Origin of the sequence: Nostoc sp. DedQUE07 (genome assembly GCF_034530975.2) — a bacterium.
Lineage (GTDB): Bacteria > Cyanobacteriota > Cyanobacteriia > Cyanobacteriales > Nostocaceae > Nostoc.
This window is the reverse complement of the sequence record NZ_JAVRCC020000016.1, coordinates 110,243-134,212: the sequence shown is the minus strand read 5'-3', so window position 1 is coordinate 134,212 and position 23,970 is coordinate 110,243. Positions and strand designations below refer to the sequence as shown.

Sequence of the window (23,970 nt, the reverse complement as noted above, 5' to 3'; positions counted from 1 at the left end):
AGGGGGCAGGGGGAAAGAGGGTTTTCCGGTTTCTGCATAGATGACGGAAATTATAACTAATTAACCGGACATGATATTAGAGGCAGAGCCGCAATTGAAGTGCATTTTCAGCCCAGAGGCTGGAAACGAGATTTGAAAAGGCTTTCAGCTTAAGTTGACACCTGTGAGCAATGCTACGGCTCTACATTCTTTTATATAGCGATTTATTAACTCGCGATCGCTCTCAATTATTTACCTGTGGAATTATACTTAGTACTCAGGGGAAGCTTCCTACTGAAGTTTGCGATGCGATCGCCCTATGCAAGTATTAGGTAGCGGGGGATATGGCTCAAAAGCCAAAATTTTGTATAGTACAAATGTATGATTTGTTAGCCTTGTCTTAGATATTTTATAATTTTATGACACAGATTAAGCCTGAAGTAAAGCGCACAGAAGAATTGCGCCAGTTATTGCAACAAGCCAGCTATGCTTATTACGTCCTAGATGCTCCAATCATGGAGGATGCAGTCTATGACCAGCTATATCGAGAATTGCAACAACTCGAAACTCAATATCCAGAATTGACAGCACCCGATAGTCCGACTCAGCGCGTGGGTGAGAGACCGGCAACGCAGTTTACCTCGGTGCGGCACAATATCCCCTTGTATAGTCTGGAGAATGCATTCAATATTGATGAGTTGCAAGCATGGGATCAGCGTTGGCGGCGACAAGTACCGAAAATAGATGCAGTGGAATATGTCACTGAACTTAAAATTGATGGTTCTGCTTTGGCTCTAACTTACCAAAATGGCATTCTAGTTAGAGGGACAACTAGGGGTGATGGGGTAACGGGTGAAGATATTACCCAAAATGTACGGACAATTCGCTCAATTCCCTTACGTTTGAATTTTGAAGGGTTAGAAATTCTCGAAAGAGTGGAAGTGCGAGGCGAGGCGTTTTTGCCGTTGGAAGTATTTAAACAAATCAACGAAGAAAGGCAAAAAGCCAGTGAGCAATTATTTGCCAATCCCCGCAATGCCGCAGCTGGTACACTCAGGCAACTAGATTCCCGCATTGTGGCTAAACGGCGCTTAGATTTCTTTGGCTACACCTTGCACATTCCTGGTAGGGATGACACCAGTATTGCTAATACCCAATGGGAAGCGTTGGAGTTGTTGGAAAAGATGGGTTTTCGAGTCAACCCCAAACACAAACTCTGTGCTTCGATCGCAGAAGTGGCAAAATATTACGAATACTGGGATACGGAACGGCTGAATTTACCTTACATGACTGATGGGGTAGTAGTAAAGCTGAATTCTTTTAAACTTCAGGAACAGCTAGGATTTACGCAGAAATTCCCCCGGTGGGCAGTAGCCTTAAAGTATCCAGCCGAAGAAGCACCTACGCGTGTGGAAAATATTGCTGTAAATGTTGGTAGAACGGGGGCGTTAACGCCATTAGCAGAGATGCGCCCAGTGCAACTGGCGGGAACAACAGTTTCCCGCGCCACTTTACATAATAGCGATCGCATTGCTCAATTAGATATCCGCATTGGCGATACTGTGATTGTCCGCAAAGCTGGGGAAATCATTCCAGAAGTGCTGAGGGTAATCAAAGAACTCCGTCCCGCTGACACCGAACCCTTCCTTATGCCCACCCATTGTCCAGTCTGCGGCCAATTGGTGGTGCGAGAATCAGGTGAGGCGGTGACTCGATGCGTCAATGCTTCCTGTGCGGCGATTCTTAAAGGTTCCATTGAACATTGGGTAAGTCGTGATGCCTTGGATATTAAAGGTATGGGCGAAAAGCTAGTGTATCAACTCGTTGATAAAGGTTTAGTGGATTGTGTTGCCGATTTATATGAGTTGACAGCAGAGAAATTATGTGAATTAGAAAGGATGGGGAAAAAGTCGGCAGAGAAATTAGTGGATGCGATCGCGCAGTCAAAAAATCAACCTTGGTCAAGGGTATTGTATGGTTTAGGCATCCGTCATGTTGGCAGTGTCAATGCTCAATTGTTGACTCAGAAATATTTTACTGTAGAGCAGTTAGCGGCAGCAAAGCAATCAGATATTGAAGGCATTTATGGTATTGGTGCTGAAATTGCCCAATCTGTGTATCAGTGGTTTCGGATTGATGCTAACCAAAGGTTGATAGAACGCTTACAAGCAGAAGGATTGCAATTAGCTGCCACCCAGGAAACAAAAATACTTGGGGATGGTAATCAAAAATTTGCAGGTAAAACTTTTGTAATTACAGGTACATTGCCAACCTTGAAGCGAGATGAAGCGAAGGCTTTGATTCAAAAAGCTGGGGGAAAAGTAACTGATTCAGTGAGTAAAAAAACCGATTATTTAGTGTTAGGAGAAGATGCCGGTTCCAAGTTAGAGAAAGCAATTTCCTTGGGAATTACACAGTTAAGCGAGACGCAATTGTTGGAAATGCTTGAAGATTAAAATCAGGTAAAAGCCTGGAAAGCTATATATTTCGTGAACGAATCCAGGCAATTAACCCATACTTATCAATTAGCCTAAAAGTATAACCGCTCCAACCTGCATTATTTATTTGGGTGATAAAATCTACTTATGTTTTATATTTTTTAGACTTTGGTATCAATACATATTTAGTACTTCTTAATACTTAACTAATACCAATTCGTAATTAAGAAAGTCAGCTAGGATCTGGGTTTCGGGGTTTAAATCTATTGCCATATTTTAGAGAATTGGTATAAATATAACTTCATAATCACTTTTGCGGAATTTTGATATCTTCTTGTGTATCAAACTTTATTGGCTTATATCTTGCTTTTAGAGCGAGTCCACAAGCGTCTTCATTCTCACCGGAATGAGCAAAGGTGGAGCGTCTCCGGCTCCACTCCTAAATTGTGACTCCTGAATTATTCTTCAATCTTCATTTATCTGAAAGCTGAGTGCAAGATATAAGCCAATATGAACAAAAAAAATTAAATTTTTGTATATTTACAGAGATTTGTTATGAACAAAAGACAACAGGTTTTTAACGGTATTGTCTTGTGGTTGGGACTGGCATTCCTCGGTTTAATGCTGCAACACTTCTACAGTGTACTGCAATATATTTTCTTTTTGCGAGTACCTATAATTGTTGGTTTATTGCTGTTATTCTTGCCAACAATTTCAGTGAATCCTGGTTTATCAGCGATGTTGAAAAACTTATTTGTACTTCGCGCTAATAATCAATTGATTTTGGTTATTGGAGGTGCAGTTTTAGCAGGACTGTCTACAATACAAGTTTTCGATATCATCTTGTATAATTCCCATCTTCGTTTTGATGTACCTCAACAGCAAGTAATTCCAGTATTTCTCCAATATTTAATCGCTATTATTTTAAGTCTTCCAATTGCTATAAAGGCGACTCAGCTTTCTAAAAAAGAAATACAAGAAGCAGATCGTTGCTGGGAAGGTTGGGGAATTATATTTGGCATTATTGCAGGAGCTTTATTGCTAATAACCAATTACTTTAACAAGCATTTTTTTGAACATAATCAGTTTTTAATACAGGCTTTATTAAAAATAATTTCTTTTTTACCAGAAAGAATACAAAGGGGTTATGTAGATGCCAATGGTGATTTATCTTATGGAATTGCTGCAATAACAGTATTTTCACTTTTTCTACTAATTGTTTATGGCTTAGGTTATTTTATCTTGAAACCTCGCCAAAAAAAAGGGAGATTTGAAGCTCCTGCTCTTTTTTATATTACTCTCATTTTATCAGTTATTGTAGTGTGGATAGGAGGAATTTCTTACTTTGTTGATGTGTCTCGCATTCCCACATTGCTATTATTTTTAGCAATTTCATCTGTTTCTTATGCTATTTTTCAGGTAGACCATTTTTATAAAATATACTCAAAAAATAACTGGCTAAAACCAACAAAAGAAAAGTGGATTGACGTTATCTCTCAACGTCTGAAAAATCAACAAACTGAAGATAAAACTTTAGTAGTAGTTTGTGCTAGTGGTGGAGGTATTCAAGCATCTGGATGGACAGCTAAAGTTTTGACTGGTTTACAGCAAGAACTTGGATCTAAATTTACCAAAGCTATTGGTTGGATAAGCTCAGTTTCTGGTGGTTCTGTCGGTACAATGTTTTATTTGGATAGATTTGGAGAACAGGGTTATCCAGAAGAAAATCAATTAAAACAGATTTTTAAAAGCGCTACAGAAGATAGTTTGGATGCTACAGGTTGGGGATTCGCTTATCCAGATTTACTTCGTTTTATTGGTTTACCTTTTGTCTTACCAAAAGAGAAAGAGAAAGATACTACAACTGAACAAGACCGTGGTACTGCTATCGAAATAGATTGGAAAGGGGAAATGAAAAATCCTGATGCAACTTTAGGTAGCTGGAGCAAAAAAATTGACCAAGGAATTATTCCTATTCCTATTTTTAATGCAACTTTAGTTGAAGATGGACGACGTTTTTTAGTTAGTCCAATGACTTTTAGTCCGCATAAGGATTGCAAATCTATAGATTTTAATACCCTTTATCCAGAATATGATATTGATGTGACGACAGCCGCTAGATTATCTGCCACTTTTCCTTATGTATCTCCTGTGTGCCGTCCTAGTCAAGACACTAGATGGAATTATCATATAGGTGATGGTGGTTACTTCGACAACTTTGGTATTGGTACTACCATAGATTTACTGAATCAACTATTAGAATCTGAGCAATCTTCCCAAATTAAAAAAGTTGTTTTAATCCAAATAAATGCTTTTCCTGATGATGAGAATCCCCAAAAAGAAAAAGGCGCTCCGGGATGGCAGATGGAAGTTATTGGTTCATTGCTCGCTTTATTAAATGTTCGTAGTGATACACAGAACGAAGGCAATACATTAAATATAGAACTTTTGACAGACAAGTATAAATGTGGCTACAAGCATGATGAGCCGGAAAAAGTGCAGCAATTTTTAAAAGATAAATCTTGTCAGAAAGGAATAGAAATTATGCATATTCCTATTAAATTTCCTCGTGGTAAAATTAATCCTCCACTTTCTTGGCAGTTAACTCAAGAACAAAAAGAAGCTATTCAAAATGCATGGGAAGATTGGAAAATCAGCAACTTTGATATTATTTCTCAACTAAAAAAGATATTTCCAGAGTAATGAGTATTAATTCATCAAATGATTTAGGATTTCTGTAATAATCCTATTCGATTTATCAGCCGCAGATTTCCGAATTTTTAAAGAAGTCAGGGATCTTGTCTCTCAGTCATGATTCAGCATTGATATAGCAAACTAGTTTTGCAAAATTGGATGATTAGACTTTTTGCATGAATAAAAAGCCCTCACCCTAAATCCCTCTCCCAAGTTTGGGAGAGGGACTTTAAAATTGTCTCTACTCAAACGGGGGTAAGTTATTCGGGTCAATACCTTGAGATTGTAAGTAAGCAATCAGTCGTTCTTTTTGCTGACGTTCTTGTTCGGCGCGTTGACGTTCTTGTTCGGCGCGTTGGCGTTCTTGTTCAATCTGTTCTACAGCCCACAGTAGCAAATTACCATCTCGATCCCACCAGCGCAACCAATAACCAGTGCGACCTTCTTTTGTTCCTTGCCAAGTTCCTAAAAATAAGCCCATTACATCAATCCAATGACGACCATTTTCGTCGGGTTGCTTTAACTCATAGCGCTTATTTTCCAGTTGATAATATTCTAATAAACCGCCATAAGGTTCAAAAATCACGTAGATGGGAATCTGCAAAATTTGCTCGTAGAAAAACCATTTTCCTGGTGGATAAGTTCGCTTGACTGAATATTCTCCACCTTCAGTATCGGATAAAAATTCAATAGCGATCGCCGGAATATCTCCTTCTAAATTGGGTGTATAACTTTTGCGGTTAGCCACCACTTCATTAACCGACGGCACATAAACCCAATCTGGTGCTTTGGCAATAAATTGCTCGTTGACTGTCGCACAAAGACCAAAGTTTGAAGCTATCAACATCTGGGGTTGGATGAATCCACTGATTTCTAGGCTTTCACGCAAAGCACCAGCTAAAAGTGGCTGACCGGTATTCTCCACTGGTTCATCCTCTAGTTGAAAATCTTTGGGTAAGGCTTCCCAAGAGATTACCAGTTCTGTTGGTGATTTGGCTTGGCTGAGTTGGGTTGCCATAAACACAGCATGAATTTATTCTCGATCTTATCGCAAGCGATACTAATATCATGTCCGCATAATTAGTTATACTAACCACAGTCATTACACCCCACCCCCAACCCCTCCCCGCAAGCGGGGAGGGGAGACAAAGTGCAGCTTTGGCGGGGTGGGGTTCTTCGGGTTTAATAAGCAATCAAGCGGACATGATATAAGAGCAAAAAAAGGGGCAGAAAACCCGCCCCCTATTTAACCAGGAAAGTAAAAATGCTCTAAAGCAGTACTTTAGCTAAAATCGGTTCCACACTCTTAGAAATCTCTGGGACATACACCTGTGAAACGTAGTCGGCAATCATTCTGTCGGTGTTGAATAACGGCGCATTCGTCTTAATGGACGTTTTCATCATTTGCACCCAACGGTGGGGAATGCCTTGGGCATCTTGGTCATAGTATAGAGGAACGATTTCTTCTTCTAACAGCTGATAAAGCGATCGCGAATCAATCCCATCTTGCAATTCTTGATCGCTAGTATGAGCATCTTCACCAATTGCCCAACCGTTAATTCCTTTACCATCTGGCCCTGTTTGGTAGCCTTCGCACCACCAGCCATCCAAAACGCTGCAATTCAGACCGCCGTTGAAACAGACTTTTTGCCCACTCGTACCAGACGCTTCCAAAGGACGACGGGGATTATTTAACCAAACATCCACGCCTTGCACCAATTTTTGACCAGTGTAAATGTCGTAATCTTCAATAAAGGCAACTCGGTTGATAATCCCGGAATTGTGACACCACTCCATTAAGCGTTGGATAATCCGCTTACCTTCTTCATCGGCTGGGTGGGCTTTACCTGCAAAGATAATTTGTACTGGACGTTGAGCATTACCAAAAATCTTCAGTGCGCGTTCGGCATCGCGCAAAATCAGATCCCCGCGTTTATAAGGGCTGAAGCGTCTGGCAAATCCAATGGTCAAGACATTGGGATCGAGTAATTTTTCTGTTGCTTGAATGAGTTGATGATTTTCGCCACGCAACTCCCGTGATTTCTTTACCTTATAACGGGTGAAGGCAATCAATCTTTCTTTGAGAATTAGATGCCGCGACCACAATTCCTCATCGGGAATCTCGTCAACTTTAGCCCACATCTTGGGATCGACGGCGCGATTTTTCCAGTCTTCTCCCAAATATTCCTCGTATAAGTCACCTAACAAGGGTGCAGTCCAAGTGGGTGCATGAACGCCATTGGTAATGTAACCAATTGGTACCTTATCTTCGGATCGCTGTGGATAGAGAACTGTCCACATTTTACGGGAAACTTGACCGTGCAATTCACTCACGCCATTACAAGCACGCGACATCCGTAATGCTAAAACGGTCATCCCAAAGGGTTCCCAAGGATCGCCCAATCGCCTTGCACCCAGCGACAAAAATTGTTCGCGCGAAAGTCGCAATTGCGGCCAATAGCTGGCAAAGAAGGAGTCGATTAAATCGGGTGAGAAGACATCATGACCGGCGGGAACGGGGGTATGGGTGGTGAATACGCAACTGTTGCGCACCTTGGCTTCGATGTCGTAGAAAGATTTACCAGTCCGTTCAATTTCTACCCGCGCAACTTCTAAGGTGCAGAATGCAGCGTGTCCTTCGTTGAGGTGATAGACAGAAGGTTCAATTCCCAAGGCGTGTAGGGCGCGAACACCACCAATTCCCAAAACGACTTCTTGGGCGATGCGGGTTTCCAAGTTACCGCCGTATAAGTGTCCCGTCAACCAACGGTCAATGGGATCGTTATCGTGGCGATCGCTATCTAATAAATATAAGGTGACTCGCCCAACTTGCACTCGCCAGATTTGCACTTTTACAACCCGTTGGCGAACTTGTAACTCGATAGTCACCGATTCCCCTTGCTCATTTTTAATTAACTCCAAGGGCATGTGGTCAAAGGGGTTGTCAATATAATAATCTTCTTGCCAACCTTGGCGGTTCAAGCGTTGCCGAAAATAACCTTGGCGGTACAACAAGCCAACACCAACCAACGGCACACCCAAATCTGATGATGATTTCAAGTGATCCCCGGCGAGAATTCCTAAGCCGCCAGAGTAGACGGGTAGAGATTCATGGATGCCAAATTCGGCGCAAAAGTAAGCAATAGGATGCTCTCTGGATACTTGCGGTGCAACTCGACTAACCCAAGTATCTTGCTGGTTGATGTATTGGTCAAACTCACGTGCGAGGGCGGATATCTGCTTTAGATAAAATGGGTCTTCTGCTAATTGCGTCAAACGCTCATAAGTTGCCGACTCTAAAATTGCGACTGGATTATGCCCACAGCGTTCCCATTCTTGGGGATCGATGCTTTGGAATAGGGAGATGCGATCGCCGCTCCAACTCCACCAGTAGTTATAAGCCAAATCTGCCAAACGTTTGAGCGGTGAAGGTAACTTTTCACTCAAGTGTCGTGCTGCGGTGATTGCACTGCTATTAGCCATACTAAATCTACGTCCTCGCGCTTAACTTTTTCTCTATGTATCGGGAACTGGGGAAGAAGCAAGGGAGCAGGGAGCAAGGGAGAATTTTCCCTTTTGCACCCTGCCCCGATGCCTCTTTTCCATACCCAGTCCCTTTTATTTACTCTTCAGGTTTATAACACCGGAGCCTTCACGTGCTGAATTCTCCCCTGAAGTTGGAACAGTTTCTCGACATCAAACCTTATCCAAGTAAATGGTTTGTATTGTTTTCGTCTTCTAAAAATTATCTCTACTTTTGGACAGATTTAATATGTTTTTTCTATCAAATTCGTTGACATTATTTTACTTTTTTTGTTTTATTGTAAATATTTGTTTATATTTTTACAATCAGCAACTAAAGTTATTTATATGTCTTGATAATAGTCAATTTTTAACTACAGCTACTTGCATCATAATAATGTTTTTTATTTGAATTTCTCCTATTCCTTGGTAGCAAACCATTGTAGTGGCAACAATTTCATAATATTTGTTACAGTTTTTAAAGTTTTTAATTCTGGTATATCTGGTTTTAATTGTTCTGCGATCGCTAATTTTGGTTCAGCTTGTGTAGGTTGAAAATTATATAAATAAACAAAAGCTAAATAAATCCATGTGTAAGGATTTTGAGCATCATATTTAGTTAATTCTTTTAAATTTTGGATTAATTCTGGGACTTGACGCTGTAAAAGTTGTGATAAGACTAAAGTGTAACGCCAATTTAAATTATTTGGCTCTGTTTGCAGATAATAATTAGCCGCGAAATCAATTTGTTTTAAATAATCCTGAGTGGGATCGTATTGATTGAAATGACCTATCTGCACAAAGATATTATTTAATTTCCCCTGTTGTAACTCTTGTGCTAGTTGTGAAGTTCGGGTAACTAAATCTAAAGCTGGCGATTTTTCTACTGTTCCTACATCTGTCACATTTACAGTAATATCTGGAATATTTAAAGATGTGGTTTTGTTGTTTCTTCTATCTAAATATAGTGCTGATAACTGATATTTTACTAGTGGTAGTGTTTTCGGAATAAATGTAGCTAAAGCTTCTTTCACCCGGAAAGTTCCTTCAGGATGACATTTGATCCCACAGTATAAATTACCTAAGCCAATGGCATGATCGTGATACCAGGATGATTGGCCATTTTGCCATTTTAGCAGTAATATACCATTTTGCAAATCATTCCATGAACCTGTTATCTCATAGTTTACAGGGTTGTTTTTATCTAAAATTAATTGCTGAGAAATTGCAAGTTTTTCTAGACTAATTGCAGACTCGCTATTATTAATTTTTTCAACAGTTACAGGAGGATTTTTGCAGTTATATAAATGCATTTTATCTCCATGAGGTAATATCCAATCGCCCTGTAATTTCAAATCAGGAGAAGATTCGACTAAAAATTTTAATTTCTTTTTAGTCTCTCCACTTTCTCCAGGTCTATATGGTTCATTATCTCTAGTAATATACCAACAAAAATATTGTAAATCTTGCTCTATCTGAGATAATTTGGTTGTTAATTTTCTGCCAGATACGCGAAAATCTGCTAATGCCCCAAAATAATTTAAAGTATACTCATTTATCTGCGGTGTAGAAACAGGAATTACCCCTAAATTCGACCTTAAATATAAATTGGTTTCGGTGATTTTATGTATAAGTTTCTCTAGAGGATATTCTTGAGCATCATTATTAGGTAAATGTCTACCACCCCATGCTTGAATTAGGGGCAATGGAAACAAATTATTTAATAAAACTATACAACTTAATACTAAAGTAGCTAATCTCAGTCTATCAAAATATATATTGTCAACTAAATTGAATAAATCCGCCAATATTAAACTAATTATCGGAAAGCATGGCAGAATAAATCTAATGTCTTTATTTGTGCCTAAAGAACAAATTATATAGCTACTAATTAAGGTAACTAATAACCAAATTCGAGCCGATTTATGGAGATTCGCTGAAATTAAATTAGTAATAAATTTATATTTAATCAGATAAACCAATAAAATGCCAATACTCGCACATAATATTGGTAAACCAACGCTTTCTGGGATCATTTGTGGATAGTATAGCCATCCAGCAATAGTTGTGGGAGAAGGATCGCCCTCCCTTTTTCCAACTTGGTTAGCATTTAATGCCGATGTAATAATTGTTAACCAATTTAAGCCATACCAAAAACTACAAATTAACCAAGCTATTATCAAAGATAAGCAAGCTTGAATTAGTTTGACAAATCTACGTTTTCTAATAAAACTAATTAATACCCAAAGACTAGGAACTAAAATAAAAATAAAACCTGTAGGTTTAGCCAACAAAATTAAACCTATTCCAACGCCCAAAAGGATAGTTAACATCCATGACCAAAACCTAATATAACTATCTTTCCAAATTGTCAAGACTGTAAAAGTTACTGTAACAATTGCTGTCAAACCATAATCTAATAAATAATCTGTCCGAATAATTCCCAAAATAGGAAATAACACACAAAATATGCTGGCAGTTATGCTAATTTTTCGATTTTCAAATAAAAAATTACCTAAATGATATACTGAAAATATAATCATCGCAGTATACAATAAGTTGACCAAACTTGCTTGGTCATATCCACGGCCGAACAACATCAAAAATGGGACAGTGCAAATATATACAAAAGGAGCGCGATAACTTGGAGTTAATTGCCACAGAGATAACCACCAATCTCCTGAGAAGATATTGAAGTTTTGAAAAACTTTATAATGATGTAATGCTGTAGCTAAATGTGCGCTTTGATCGAAGGCTGGAATTGAGTCATCTAATAAAAACCAAGCTCTATCTATAGCTAGCGCTATCACCCAAATTACTAATAAAATAAGATAATCTTTTCGATGCTGAGAATGGTCAAAATTACTCATATTTATTTGCTCAAAAACAAAGTTTAATCAATTATATATCTGTCATGTATCGACGTTTTATTAATACCAAAATAAATATGTATAGTGAACTATACTGCTTCCAAAGGTGAAGAGATTCTAGTAGCGGAAGATTCACTGATTCCGACGCTGGCCGACCTAAAGAGTAAAAAGCTCGCTTTTGACAAAGGCTCAAACGCCCATTATGTGCTTGTGCGATCGCAAGCAAAAGTCGGACTTGATTTTAGTGGCATTGAACTAGTTTATTTGACACAATCGAAGGCGCTGCCCCGATTTTGCCGAGGTGAAATCGATGCTTGGGTGATTTGGGTTCCCTACACAGCTACTCTCGCCCATTGCAGATTTAGAGAGCATAGGTGATAAAGCTTACTGGCATGTCAAGACTAAAATAGTGTATAAATATAACTCTTGTGGTGTGGGCATCTTGCCTGCACCGGACGGGCTAGAAGCCCATCCCACAAGAAAGTGATAATACAACATTTTAGCCTTGCCACGCCACTACAGTTTACAGACTAAGCAAAACTGGATTTATTAATCTGACACTGATAATTTATACAGCTTTGCCTAAAATAGTTACGTTTTTAAACGCAAAGCGACGCTAAGGAAAGCGCAGAGGTACACAGAGTTTTTTTTAGTGAGATTGTACATTCACTCGCGCGTTCAAGATATCGTCTGGCTATCTGAGCCGAATGCTTGCTCTGTAAGCCTAAATTTAAAGTTCTTGACGTGTCGGACGGATGATGATTTCATTCACATCAACATCACTGGGTTGCTCTATGGCGTATGCGATCGCACGGGCAATGGCATCTGCATCAATGGCGATTTCATAAAGTTGGTTAATTCCTGCTGCTGCGTCTTTATCGGTAATCGTGTTACCCAATTCAGTGGCAACGGCTCCTGGTGAGATATTAGTCGAACGGATTTCACCATTTGACTCTAGCCGCAGCCCCTCAGAAATCGCCCGCACTGCGTACTTGGTGGCACAGTAGACGGCCGCTCCCGGAAACACTTTATGTCCGGCCACTGATGATAGGTTAATGACGTGACCAGACTTTTGCTGACGCATAATCGGCAACACGGCAGCAATTCCATAAAGAACGCCTTTAATGTTGATATCGATCATCCGCTCCCACTCGTCCACCTTTACTTGGTCGAGGGCAGAAAGCGGCATCAATCCGGCATTATTGATTAGCACGTCAATCCGGCTGTATGTACTCAAAGTTTCCTTGGCTAAAGCTTCCACTTGGGCGCTATCTGCGACATCCGTTACTTTATAGGTTGCAGTTCCTCCTGATTTAGCGATCGCTCCAACCAAATCTTTGAGCCGATCTTCGCGTCTGGCAGCCAACATCAGTTTAGCTCCACTAGCAGCAAGTCGCTTGGCAGTTGCCTCGCCTAAGCCACTGCTGGCTCCGGTGATAATTACCACTTTGTTTTGAATCTCAGACATATTTATTCTTGGGGATTATTGAGTATGGCTGGTGAAACATCGGGTGCTGTTTCAGATGAACTCAGCATTATTTAACCATATCAACTAGTTTGTATACTCGATCGACGTTTTTGTATCGGCAACATCACTAATCCGAACCGCTATCATCACGCCATTTGATTTCTGTCCCGTTAAAACTTCAATTCGGGAGTTGAGACTATCTCATAAACTTAATCTTTCTCTACATACCAAGAGGTATTGCTTCACCGTTCTTTGCCGCTTTCGCGAGTAAGTCGCAGACTTCTTCATCGGTCGTTTGAGGAAAGCTTTCGTACCAAAGACCAACGCTCTGGAAAGGGTTGGGTCTGGAGATGCAAACGATTTCGTCAACCTCAGTTTCTAACTCTTGGCAAGTTTCAGGTGCAGCCACAGGCACAGCGATCGCAATCTGAGCGGGTTGCTGTTTTCGTACAGTTACAACAGCAGCCCACATCGTTGCACCCGTTGCTAAACCATCATCTACCAAGATGACTGTGCGTCCTTTCAAATTTCTTAACGGGCGATTTTGGCGATAAAGCCGTTCCCGCCGCTCTAACTCCCGTTCTTCTTGTAGCGCCACCTTGGCAATTACTTCATCGGATATCTTCACCAGGTTGATAATATGTTTATTGACTATCCGCACACCACCAGAAGCGATCGCTCCCATCGCTAGTTCTTCTCGATCGGGCACACCCAATTTACGTACCACTAAAACATCTAAGGGAGCATTTAAGGTTTTGGCAATTTCAAAAGCAATGGGTACACCACCCCTTGGTAGCCCTAATACCACAACATCTGGGTCATTAGCATAAGCGGTTAACTCTTGAGCCAAAACTTGACCTGCAAACCTCCGATTTTTAAATAGCATGATGTAATATTCCTAAATATTCCTAATTGGTTTCCAAAAAATTAAATAAATATTTACAGTACGTTTGTTATTGGCTATCAACTTCAAAAAATGTAGCAATTGAGCAAATTCCAAACTTGTTGTTATAGTTCAGATGTTCTAAATCGATCTTAGAAAGCTAAATATTCCCTGTCCTCCACTAACGGAGCGACATCTTCAATCTACAGTTCTATCAAACGGATGAGTTAGCTTTAATGCAACAAGATTTCTGCATCTTGTGTTGAGACTATTTTACTACTCCCGACTCAATATCCCTCCCCAAATGGCTGATTGAAAAGACATTGTGACGCGGTTAACTCTTGCTGTAGGGGGTTTACTGCTGTTGATAACTGGTGTTAGCGTGAAGCAAAGTTATAGGGCGATCGCAAAAGAAGGGTGACATGGAAAACCTAATGTTTAAGTAGGGGTGCATTTGAAAACTGTTATAACTTTTGCCACTTGCTAACATTTACTGTTAGACTTTTACTGAATATTTTTTTTACTACTAAATTAAAAAAATTACTTAATTGTTAGCAGAGGCAAAAATCTATGAAAATCCAGTGATAATGCAATTGTTAATTCTTCGCGTGTCCCCTGTTGCAGACCTTGTGTTGATATTTTCTTTACATTCTCCCTAAATTGTGAACATGAGATAATGCACCATCTGCTTGTTCGTTATATAATGCTTAATATTACAGAAAAAGTCATCAAAGTTACCCAATTAACACTTTTGAATAAAAATTAATAGGGTAGAATCACTGAATATGCTTGAAAATCAAAAGAAGGGTGTTTTTCATGATCGGCTTAACCAATTCAGAAAACGGCACAGTTAGCAGCACAGCAGCTACTAAGAGACTGGCAAGGGCGATGATGGTTTCTGGCGGACAGTTTTCACTGTTATTGGCTTGTTGTAACTGTGTTCAAAAGCAGCAGCAAGTGTTGCATTTGCTAACAGAATTTTCATCAGCAGATATCCACGAAATTTTGCTCTCCCCTACTGATGACAAATTATATACAGCTATTACAAGTGAAATTGGTACTACTCAACCCGAAGCTTTGATGGTACGAGGCTTAGAATCTGTAGTGGCAATTAACCAACTGATTATTAGTACCAATATCATGCGAGATGAGTTTCGGAAACAGTTTCAGTTTCCCTTGGTGTTGTGGGTCAATGATGAAATTCTGCGTAAGCTAGTCTGGCTAGCACCCGATTTTAAAGACTGGGCAGCTAGTACTATTAGATTTGATGTACCGAATAATCAGTTAATTGAATCTGAACAACCTATCAGCGCCTAAATATTGCCCGAAATTACTTTCAAAATCTTATATATGCTAGGTTGAGCCGAGCAAAATCGAAGCTCAGGTTCTGTCACATTATTTTCTAAAATTACTTTTATTTAATCCTCTCTGACACAAGTCAGCTAAAAGCTCCTAGAAGCTATTTTCAAAATTAGAATGTAGTAAAAATTAAGAGTTATAACAATTAAAAATTAGACTTCTTGCATAAATCAAAAATAAAGAACTCTACCCTGCATTTGCTAAGGCAACCCCTCCCCTGCCCAAAGCATCGGGGAAGGGTTGGGGCAATACAGTTCGGTTAAAGAGAAAAAGGAAAATGACCAATAACAACTCTCACGATTAAATTGATGCGCGTCTAGATTGTACATTTTTGCATTCAGACTGTCCTAAGTCAATTGGTCATCTGTCCTTTGAAATACAAATGACTAATGACCAATGACCAATGACAACTCTCACGAGTAAATATACAAATTAAATGCGTAACAGCTTACTTACAATTTTCTCGCTAACCATTTTGACAAATCCTGTTTGAAATAGGCTGAATCAGCCCTCCCACTCAATAGGGATTTGAATCAATCCGTCCCCTTTTGACACTCCTGAGATAGTACCCAGAAGTTGGTCTATTTCTTAAGTTGAAGGTGTCGCCACTGCGGACTTTCCAAATTTTGTAATTGGAAAAGGTCAAAGGCTTTCGGGGTTCGCATACTTCTGGCAGATGATTGCCAAGTACAAAGTATGCCGCACCCCTACCCATAACTTTCACCAAACCGTTTTTATCCACAAGAACCGACGTACTTTCACTAACCGCTATACCTAAAACACTGCTAGATACACCATCCTTAATTTGACGGGCAATGAAAGTCATAATTCGACCCATTCTTTCCCGTCTGTCGAAGTGTGTATCTACGATAGTTCCCTTCAAATTACTCCAATTGAAAAAGTTGTAAGTAAAAGTAATGTCTCGGTAGGGATCTTCGAGTGCGTCTCTAGTTTCAATGCCTTTTTCGGAAGAAGCGCAAGCATCATAGACACAATCACTTTGGATCATTGCACCCGCACTAGTGCCACCAATACCACCTCCCTTAAGGTAAACTGACTTAACGGCAGCCTCAAGCTTGGTATCTTTCCAGTTGCGGATATATTGACATTGATCCCCGCCAGCAAAGAAAACTACATCAGCATTTCGGATTTTTTCATAAATCTCAGCTTTATTTGCCTCTTGTCTATCCCGAACCAGAAGAGTTTCCACAAAATTTACGCCCTTCATGGCATAAATTAGCCGATTGTAATCGTGATTACCATTAGTGCGAAGAACTACAACATTAACTTTAGTGCTGGAGTTACTACCTCCCCTAACTTGGTTAATCATCCACTGGATAGCATCATCGACATCGGGGCCTCCTCCACCCAAACTCAGGACTGGGCCCGCTAAGGAGGGACGGACATCAAAGGAGGGAGGGGTGGAGGGGCGAACATCAACAGTATCACCCAGGAAGAAGCGTTTCCAGCTTGCAATAAAACGGGTTATTAGGAAGGTTCCCATCTTCAACAACTTGATTCCTGTACTTTTCAAGCGCCTTGCTATGCTTGGGAATGCCTTTGTCATACTAAACTTCTAGAGCAAACTGCAATTATTGCTAGGCTGTGACGCATTTTAATTGCTTCTTTATTCGTGAAATTTGTCTTTTGTCATTAGTCATTTATCAGTTGTTGTGAATAACCAATTGACTTAGGACAGTCTTAACGAAAAATGTGCAATTTAGACGCGCACTAGCTTAACTGTGGCACTAGATCGGGTAGAATTTCCAGCGTACAGGTCTTGTACTGTTTGTTAACGCAAAATAACGCAGAGCGATCGTTAATTCTCTGCGTTACTGTGCAAAAATCTCTACATTGCTTGTAGCGTTTAATTCTGACCAGATCGAACCTAAAATAGATTAGGTATTGGTTGTCACTGTCCAGATCCTTCCGTAGTTACTGGGAATAGTTACCCAATATTCTGAATAACTGGGAACGTCGATTAAATTGTTTTCACCATTTAGTTCTTCCTGATAATTGCCAGCAATTGGGAACCAGAAGGGTACATCTCGATCGCGATCGCTAAAGTTAAGTGCTACTAGGCTAAACTTGTTACCATGTTTGCGCGAGAATAGCAGCACATTTTTGGAATGATAGCGGTCATAATCGTTGTAAAAGAAATGGTCGCCTTCCGTAAACTGCGGTTGCTGACTACGCAGTTTAATCAATTTGCGTACTAAGGAAAGTACGCTCTTACCAATGGGGTCATAAAAATAATCCCATCGTACAGGTCGAAGCAACATCACTCTACCAAAACCTTGTTCTGGCAGGAAATAGTTTTCACCAAATTCCTGACCTTGCCACAGTAGCGGAATCCCTTTACCAGTGAAAATCCCAATTAGGTAAGGCTGGACTTTATACCATAAGTCACGATTACCTTCTTTTAATAAATCATTATCGCGGGCGATCGTATCAAAGTTACAAACAAAGCGGGAGTGGTCATGATTTTCTATATATTGCAGTGCTGTTTTAGCAATTTTGTCACCATTGTTTGTAATCTCTGAAGGATAGCCATCTAGACCAAGTTTAAAGCCAAGATTAGCTAAATCACCTTTATTTCCACGAGCTACACTTTCAGCTGCACCAAACGTTTCATTTTGCCAAGTAGAGTTGGTATAAGTTTGTTCGAGAATCTCCTTTGGCCCTTCTAATTGTTCCGCACACTGAATCAAATTGATCGTGTCATCGTTTGTGTCATTGTTAAAGAATCTCTGCCAATACTCGCCAGCTTGTCTCTTTTGTTTGACTGTTTTGTAAGTGTTAAAAACTAAGTTAGCGTAACCAACTCCTGTAGAACCATCCCAATAATTGGGTACGCAGTCATAGCGAAAACCATCGACATGATAAACATCTAGCCAGTGATAATTGACTGTATAGAAAAAGTCTTGGGTAAACTTGCGATTATAGTCTGTACTTTCGCCAAAATAATCTTTAGCAAATGTCCCCATAAAAGGATTCTCACGATACCCTAGTTTTCTGTAAACATAAGAGTATGGAAAACTATCACCAGTGTGACCATAAACGGCATCTACAATTACAGCAATGTTGTTTTGGTGTGCCGCATCAATTAAACCTTGTAAATCTTTTCTTTTACCAAATCGTTCATCTACACCAAAATAGCCAATTGGTAAAAAACCCCAATCTACTGTTAAGGCTACATTGGAAAGTGGCATGATTTCCAGACAATTAACTCCCAAATCTGCTAGATAGGCGAGTTTTTCAATTGTCCCATCAATATTGCCGCCGAATTCATCAATCATCAATTCGTAGAGAACAATATCTTTTAAGTTTGGAGTTTTCCAAGTTTTTTCCTTCTGGCTCCACTCATATTGTTGATAGCCAAGCGTGAAAGCGGATAATTTACCTACACCAAATTCTCTGGCAAAAGGGTCAATAATCCAATCTATTTCTCCCCGATTGGGATTTTGTAAGCAATAGCGGTAAACATATCTACCTGGTTCTCCCCATGCAGATTTGGCACTGGGTTTTGATTGAGTTTTGATATCTATTTGAGTTGACCAATAATCACCATACTCTGAGTCGATAGAATGCTTGAGTTCAAATTCTAAGGGTTGAATATCTTGGAGAAATTGATCTTTTTCGTGGATAATTTTAATTATTAGCCGATTTCCATCCTTTTGAGAAACCCAAGGTAGAAATAGTCCAAAATCAACAATACCGTTGGCTTCTCTAGCTCCTAGTTTATCCAAAGGAAGCAGTTTCATATAGTCATCCTTGATGAATTAGCTTTTTCTCGTGTTATATCATGTCCGCCAAATTACCCATAATAAAAGAACCCCACCCCCAACCCCTCCCCGCCTGCGGGGAGGGGAGACAAAGCACAGCTTTGGCGGGGTGGGGTTCTTCGAGTTTAATAAGCAATCAAGCGGACATGATATTACTGATTTCGGAATTCTAAAAATACAGCATAATTCAGGAGTAAAACATGCTTTATACCTGAGTAACAGATTTAGCTTGTGTACCTTACCAACTTGAACTATGCTGTAATATCTAAAACCAGATTAAATTTGCACTACTCCAGAAATTGCAGCAGTACCAGCTATAAACTTATCAAAGGTTGATTAAGGATTTATGCAAGTTCAAATAAAATTTTAGATCCCCAACTTCTTGAAGAAATCGGGGAGCTATATTACCACGGTATTTGCGATCGCTCTTGTACGACTTGCTGATATACTTGCTCGGTTTGCTTGGCTAATTTCGGCCAGCTAAAGCGGCGCTCTAAATCCTCATAAGCGTTATCCACCAGCCATTGGCGATAATCTGGATTTTTCAACACTTCCAAAATTCCCCAAGCTAAAGAATCGGGATTGTTCACCCAAGTGACAATGCCTGTTTTGGTATGTTGCACCACTTCAGGAAAACCACCAGTATCAGAAACTACTACGGGTACACGAGAAGCAAAGCTTTCTAAAGCTACGATCCCAAAGGGTTCGTAAAGACTCGGAAAAACTGCACAGTCTGCGACAGTTTGAAATTTATCTAAGTATTCATCGGAGAGAAAACCGGTAAAATAGCAATGATGCCAAATGCCTAAATCCCAGGCTTGGCGCTTGAGATGGTCAGTATTGCCGCCACCAACGATTACAAATTTCACGTTACCTCCCATTTCTGAAAGGATTTTGGGTGCAGCATTAAGTAATATCGGCACACCTTTTTCGTAGGTCATCCGACCGAGGTAATAAACTATTTTCTCTTCGTCTGCGGCAAATTGGCGGCGAAAATCCAGAGCATGAAAATCGATGTGATGCTGTTTCTTTTCGGCTCGGATACCGTTATAAATGACATCAATTTTGTCCCAAGGACTGTAGAGCGCTCGTTCTACTTCTTGGCGCATATAGTCGCTACAAACAATAATCCGCCAAGCATTGTAAGCTAGCAAGGTTTCTTTGCCATTTATATAACCTTGGATATCTGTGTGAATCCCGTTATAGCGTCCGTATTCAGTAGCATGAATTGTGGCAATTAGTGGTATTTTAAAATTATGCTTGAGAGCGATCGCCGCATCTCCGACTAACCAATCATGGGCATGAATTAAATCAAAGGGCCCTTCTTCTAAAATCAATTTACCACCGTGATCTCCCATACTCAAGTTGAGATTCACTACCCAGTGGAAAAAGTCGTTACTGTATGCCACTGGCACTCGATGTATCTTTACTCCTTCAACAACCTCATACATCGATGCGTGACCAAACTCAGCTGTAATCAGGTGAATTTCATGTCCTAGCTTTACCAGCTCCGGGTACAACTCCGCCACATGTCGTGCAATTCCTCCAATAATCCTTGGTGGAAACTCCCAACTCAGTACCAGTATCTTCATCTACTAGACTCCCCAACACTTTATAAATATCTAACAAACTACATTTACCTAAAAATACAAGTCTGGCGAATGCAGTGAGTACTTTTACTAAAATTTTTAGATTTTTTAACAGTGATTTTGTTAAAGGTTATCAATTGTGTAGGCTAAGGATAGGAAGTAAGACAGGGGGCAGAGGGTAGGAGAAACCTACGCGCAAATACATCACTTAGGGTATGGACGCTTTTGATTACGGAAGAGTAGGTCTTAATACAAATCTTATTTTTAAACTGCGGCTCTAGATCCAGAACTAAAGTTTTCATTCATACTTCTTTCCTCCTGCCTTCTGCCTACTGCCTCCTGCCTTTTCTTAATTGAGTACCCGTTTCCCAAGTCAGGTATCAAGAAGGGATAACGACGGAAACGGCATGAACTCGATCGCGTCCTTGCTGTTTGGCTACATAAAGTGCTTTGTCTGCTGCATTAATCAAGTCTGGCGGCGAAATTTCGGAATTTGGCACAATGCTAACAACACCTAGACTAACGGTAACACGATCGCACACGCGAGACTGAGCATGGGGAATGGCTAAGTCGCGCACTGCTTGTCGAATAGTTTGAGCTACATAGATTGCTCCTTGAATCTCTGTATTAGGCAAAATGATAGCAAATTCTTCTCCACCGTAACGAGCGACTAAATCGGCTGGACGCTTAACAATATTTTTGAGGGCACTTGCTAATTGTCGCAAACAATCATCCCCTCCTAAATGACCATAAGTGTCATTGTAGAGTTTAAAAAAATCGACATCTAACAAAATTAAAGATAGTGAAAGTTGCTCGCGTTTGAGTCGTTGCCACTCAGATTCCAGATATTGATCGAATCGGCGGCGATTGGCTATTTGAGTCAAACCATCTAAAGTAGCTAATCTTTGTAATTCTTCATTGGCAGCTTGCACTTGCTGGTAAAGTACTGATTGATGAATAGCGATCGCTACTTGACTAGCCAATTGCTGCAACAAATTCACTTCAAACGCTTGCCAATAACGAGGTGCGGTACACTGGTGAACAATGAGTAAACCCCAGAGATGCTCTTCATTCAAAATCGGCACTATTATAGCCGCTTTAACTCGATAGAGTTGTAATAACTCAAAAACCTCGGCTGAAAAATCAGATTCCTGAATATTATGGAAGACTTTAGGTAATCCCTGGTAATAGTCGCTAAAATCTTGTTTGAGCGAAAATGGGTGCATTGTCAGTTCTAATCTCTGAGGATAGTTATCACCCACTGATTTTGCCGCAAAATTCCCACTTCCGTCAGATTGTAACTGGTAGATAGCTACGGAATCTGAACCTAAACACTGGCGAATACTATTTACTGTTGTATTCAGAACCTCCTCCAAATTCAGTGATTGCCGAATCTGTTGAGTGACTTCAGTAATTAACCGTTCTCCCTCTGCTTGCTGTCGCAACATCACTTCAGCTTCTTTACGAGTGCTAATGTCTTCTACCGAGCCAAGAATCTGCGTTGGAGTGCCGTTAGCATCTCTGGCAAATACGACTTCTCGTGTATTTAGCCAACGCCACTCTCCATTTTTGTGTCGGAATCGGTATTCAGTGGAAAGTACTTCATTGTCGTTCAGGTTGACAAAGCGATTCGGTATGTCATAGCAGAGGTATCGATCGTCTGGATGAAAGCAATTCATTAGCCACTGCGGATCTGCGTTACAAAATTCCTCTGGAGAGTAGCCTAAAATAGCCACACTTTTCTGATTAAGATAGATACTTGTTCCTTGTAAAAGGTCAAACAAATACAAAATATGCGGTATAGTATTAGCAACCTTTTGCAGAAAGTCTTGACTGGAGCGCAATGCCTCTTCAGCTTTGTGGCGTTCCTGAAGCGCGACTTTATATTCAGTAATATCTCGTCCTTCTGAGAGCAGTAGGGTGATATGCCCGGTTCGATCGAGTATAGGACGCAGTGAGAAATCAATCGCGATCGCTTGACCATCTCGACCTAAAATCTCAACTTCATAGCGAATAGATTCACCCTTAGCAGCAGCTGCGATCGCAGTTTTTAATTGCTCTTGAGTATTTAGAGAAATTGTCCACCACTTTGCTTCCCAAAAAGGCTTGCCAACTACTTCTTCTCGATTAATCCCAGCAAAGTCTAGTGCTGTTTGGTTGGCTTCTAATACAATTCCATTCGGCTGAAGCAATCCGATAAACTGAATGGTTTGATTGAAAATCGCCCGGAATTTTTGTTCATTTTCACTTAAAGCTTGTTCTACCAGTTTGCGATCGGTAATATCTCGTCCAACAGATTGAAGTTCTACAATCGCACCTTGGTCATCAAATATCCCTCGAACAATCCACTGCGCCCACCGCACTCCTTGGCAAGCTACAACGCGATTTTCAATTGTGATAACCGGATTTTCTAAGCTAATGGAATTTACCAGACTAAAAACACGTTCTTGGTCTTCCTCAAACACAACAGGTTTGTAGTGCTGACCGATAATTTTGTCTCGCTCCAGTCCAAAAAATCGACGGTAAGCTTCATTGATAAAGGTAAAAGTGCCATCTGGTAAGCCTCTAGCAATCAATTCTGTTTGGTCTTCGAGGATGGTACGATAAAGTTCTTCGCTCTCTTGTGCTTGTTTGCGTAAACAAAATTCGTCATAGACATCGCTAATATCCAATACTAAACCCTGAAGAAGCTGAGTTTGTCCATCGGCACAAAAAACGAGATTGGCTTGGTTTCGTACCCAAATTGTTCTGCCATCGCGCCTAATCATCCGATACTCAATCCTCAAAGGCTCTCCGGTAGCGATTGTAGTGTTTACAGCTTGCCAAAGGCGATCGCGATCGTTTGGATGAGTGTAATCTAACCAACTATTGAATAAACCAGGATTCCAATCTTCGGGAGCAATGCCCAATAATTGTTGCAGTTGCGGACTAATATAAGCTTCATTTGCAGTGGTATTAATCGGTGAGATATATACAACGCCCGGAATTTGTTCTACGAGAGTGCGATATTTTCGCTCTACCTCAGAGAGCTTTTCTTGGGCCTGCTTGCGACTCATGATATTTTGGGTAGTGGTATAAAAGTAGTGATTTTTATCTTGTCAGTCCTTATATAGTAAGGGTTTACAGTCTTTGCTATCACTATATATTTACCACTACCTTAGAAAATATACCAACAGCAAGTTACCACTATTTCTGAAAAGATGCTGGAATTTTTCACTTTCCTTGTGGTCTGGGGAATGGGTTTGCGGGTAAAGGATGTATTCAAAACCTTTCCCCTTTACCCTTTCCCCTTTAACCGAAGCGTATTGAGGGTATTTTTCTCCTGAATTCTGCTGTATGTTTTTTCCGGTTGAGATGTAGGCGCAAGTAGCCAATTGTTTTTG

14 protein-coding genes are annotated in these 23,970 nt (G+C 40.2%); 5 read left to right on the top strand and 9 right to left on the bottom strand.

Going from position 1 to position 23,970, the window contains the following annotated elements; all coding sequences use genetic code 11:
• The first annotated feature begins 170 nt into the window (after positions 1–170).
• The 3 genes from RMZ95_RS15185 (at position 171) to RMZ95_RS15175 (ending at position 5,120) form a co-directional block, all read left to right on the top strand.
• Positions 171–311 carry a hypothetical protein gene (locus RMZ95_RS15185; RefSeq protein WP_322682528.1) on the top strand — a complete coding sequence of 47 codons (141 nt, stop codon included), beginning with the start codon at positions 171–173 and terminating at the stop codon, positions 309–311.
• A gap of 87 nt (positions 312–398) precedes the next feature.
• On the top strand, positions 399–2,435 hold the full coding sequence (gene ligA / locus RMZ95_RS15180; protein WP_322682529.1) for an NAD-dependent DNA ligase LigA: 2,037 nt from the start codon (positions 399–401) through the stop codon (positions 2,433–2,435).
• Positions 2,436–2,972: 537 nt separating this feature from the next.
• On the top strand, positions 2,973–5,120 hold the full coding sequence (locus tag RMZ95_RS15175; protein ID WP_322682530.1) for a hypothetical protein: 2,148 nt from the start codon (positions 2,973–2,975) through the stop codon (positions 5,118–5,120).
• A 232-nt stretch (positions 5,121–5,352) separates the two neighbouring features.
• On the opposite strand, the gene RMZ95_RS15170 is transcribed toward RMZ95_RS15175, so the two are convergent.
• The 3 genes from RMZ95_RS15170 to RMZ95_RS15160 form a co-directional block, all read right to left on the bottom strand.
• Positions 5,353–6,129: a Uma2 family endonuclease gene (locus RMZ95_RS15170; RefSeq protein WP_322682531.1), complete on the bottom strand. Its 777-nt coding sequence runs from the start codon at positions 6,127–6,129 to the stop codon at positions 5,353–5,355.
• Between the two features lie 251 nt (positions 6,130–6,380).
• Positions 6,381–8,594 (bottom strand): alpha-glucan family phosphorylase, encoded by a 2,214-nt coding sequence (gene glgP, locus RMZ95_RS15165; RefSeq protein WP_322682532.1) that lies wholly within the window; start codon positions 8,592–8,594, stop codon positions 6,381–6,383.
• Positions 8,595–9,052: 458 nt separating this feature from the next.
• Entirely contained in the window at positions 9,053–11,503 is a 2,451-nt protein-coding gene (locus RMZ95_RS15160; RefSeq protein ID WP_322682533.1) for a hypothetical protein, read from the bottom strand.
• Positions 11,504–11,587: 84 nt separating this feature from the next.
• Between RMZ95_RS15160 and RMZ95_RS15155 the strand changes: the two genes are divergently transcribed.
• Positions 11,588–11,881, top strand: coding sequence for an ABC transporter substrate-binding protein (locus RMZ95_RS15155; protein ID WP_322682534.1), 294 nt, complete (start codon positions 11,588–11,590; stop codon positions 11,879–11,881).
• A 352-nt stretch (positions 11,882–12,233) separates the two neighbouring features.
• Here the strand turns inward: RMZ95_RS15155 and RMZ95_RS15150 are convergent, their stop codons facing one another.
• Together RMZ95_RS15150 and RMZ95_RS15145 are read right to left on the bottom strand one after the other, a co-directional pair.
• On the bottom strand, positions 12,234–12,971 hold the full coding sequence (locus RMZ95_RS15150; protein ID WP_322682535.1) for an SDR family oxidoreductase: 738 nt from the start codon (positions 12,969–12,971) through the stop codon (positions 12,234–12,236).
• Between the two features lie 220 nt (positions 12,972–13,191).
• Positions 13,192–13,857 (bottom strand): phosphoribosyltransferase, encoded by a 666-nt coding sequence (locus RMZ95_RS15145; RefSeq protein WP_322682536.1) that lies wholly within the window; start codon positions 13,855–13,857, stop codon positions 13,192–13,194.
• Positions 13,858–14,670: 813 nt separating this feature from the next.
• Between RMZ95_RS15145 and RMZ95_RS15140 the strand changes: the two genes are divergently transcribed.
• Positions 14,671–15,171: a hypothetical protein gene (locus tag RMZ95_RS15140; RefSeq protein WP_322682537.1), complete on the top strand. Its 501-nt coding sequence runs from the start codon at positions 14,671–14,673 to the stop codon at positions 15,169–15,171.
• 559 nt (positions 15,172–15,730) lie between these two features.
• Here RMZ95_RS15140 and RMZ95_RS15135 read toward each other — a convergent pair.
• The 4 genes from RMZ95_RS15135 to RMZ95_RS15120 form a co-directional block, all read right to left on the bottom strand.
• Positions 15,731–16,780, bottom strand: coding sequence for a cyanophycinase (locus RMZ95_RS15135; RefSeq protein WP_322682538.1), 1,050 nt, complete (start codon positions 16,778–16,780; stop codon positions 15,731–15,733).
• 331 nt (positions 16,781–17,111) lie between these two features.
• The gene (locus RMZ95_RS15130) at positions 17,112–18,977 is read right to left on the bottom strand and encodes an alpha-amylase family glycosyl hydrolase (RefSeq protein WP_322682539.1); all 1,866 of its coding nucleotides are present in this window, start codon (positions 18,975–18,977) and stop codon (positions 17,112–17,114) included.
• Positions 18,978–19,402: 425 nt separating this feature from the next.
• Entirely contained in the window at positions 19,403–20,590 is a 1,188-nt protein-coding gene (locus tag RMZ95_RS15125) for a glycosyltransferase family 4 protein (RefSeq protein WP_322682540.1), read from the bottom strand.
• Between the two features lie 377 nt (positions 20,591–20,967).
• Positions 20,968–23,643 (bottom strand): PAS domain S-box protein, encoded by a 2,676-nt coding sequence (locus tag RMZ95_RS15120; RefSeq protein WP_322682541.1) that lies wholly within the window; start codon positions 23,641–23,643, stop codon positions 20,968–20,970.
• Positions 23,644–23,970: the final 327 nt, after the last annotated feature.

Coding starts and splice junctions, on each gene's coding strand:
- RMZ95_RS15185 (WP_322682528.1), top strand. CDS start 171: ATGCTACGGCTCTACATTCTTTTATATAGCGATTTATTAACTCGCGAT.
- ligA (WP_322682529.1), top strand. CDS start 399: ATGACACAGATTAAGCCTGAAGTAAAGCGCACAGAAGAATTGCGCCAG.
- RMZ95_RS15175 (WP_322682530.1), top strand. CDS start 2,973: ATGAACAAAAGACAACAGGTTTTTAACGGTATTGTCTTGTGGTTGGGA.
- RMZ95_RS15170 (WP_322682531.1), bottom strand. CDS start 6,129: ATGGCAACCCAACTCAGCCAAGCCAAATCACCAACAGAACTGGTAATC.
- glgP (WP_322682532.1), bottom strand. CDS start 8,594: ATGGCTAATAGCAGTGCAATCACCGCAGCACGACACTTGAGTGAAAAG.
- RMZ95_RS15160 (WP_322682533.1), bottom strand. CDS start 11,503: ATGAGTAATTTTGACCATTCTCAGCATCGAAAAGATTATCTTATTTTA.
- RMZ95_RS15150 (WP_322682535.1), bottom strand. CDS start 12,971: ATGTCTGAGATTCAAAACAAAGTGGTAATTATCACCGGAGCCAGCAGT.
- RMZ95_RS15145 (WP_322682536.1), bottom strand. CDS start 13,857: ATGCTATTTAAAAATCGGAGGTTTGCAGGTCAAGTTTTGGCTCAAGAG.
- RMZ95_RS15140 (WP_322682537.1), top strand. CDS start 14,671: ATGATCGGCTTAACCAATTCAGAAAACGGCACAGTTAGCAGCACAGCA.
- RMZ95_RS15135 (WP_322682538.1), bottom strand. CDS start 16,780: ATGACAAAGGCATTCCCAAGCATAGCAAGGCGCTTGAAAAGTACAGGA.
- RMZ95_RS15130 (WP_322682539.1), bottom strand. CDS start 18,977: ATGAAACTGCTTCCTTTGGATAAACTAGGAGCTAGAGAAGCCAACGGT.
- RMZ95_RS15125 (WP_322682540.1), bottom strand. CDS start 20,590: ATGAAGATACTGGTACTGAGTTGGGAGTTTCCACCAAGGATTATTGGA.
- RMZ95_RS15120 (WP_322682541.1), bottom strand. CDS start 23,643: ATGAGTCGCAAGCAGGCCCAAGAAAAGCTCTCTGAGGTAGAGCGAAAA.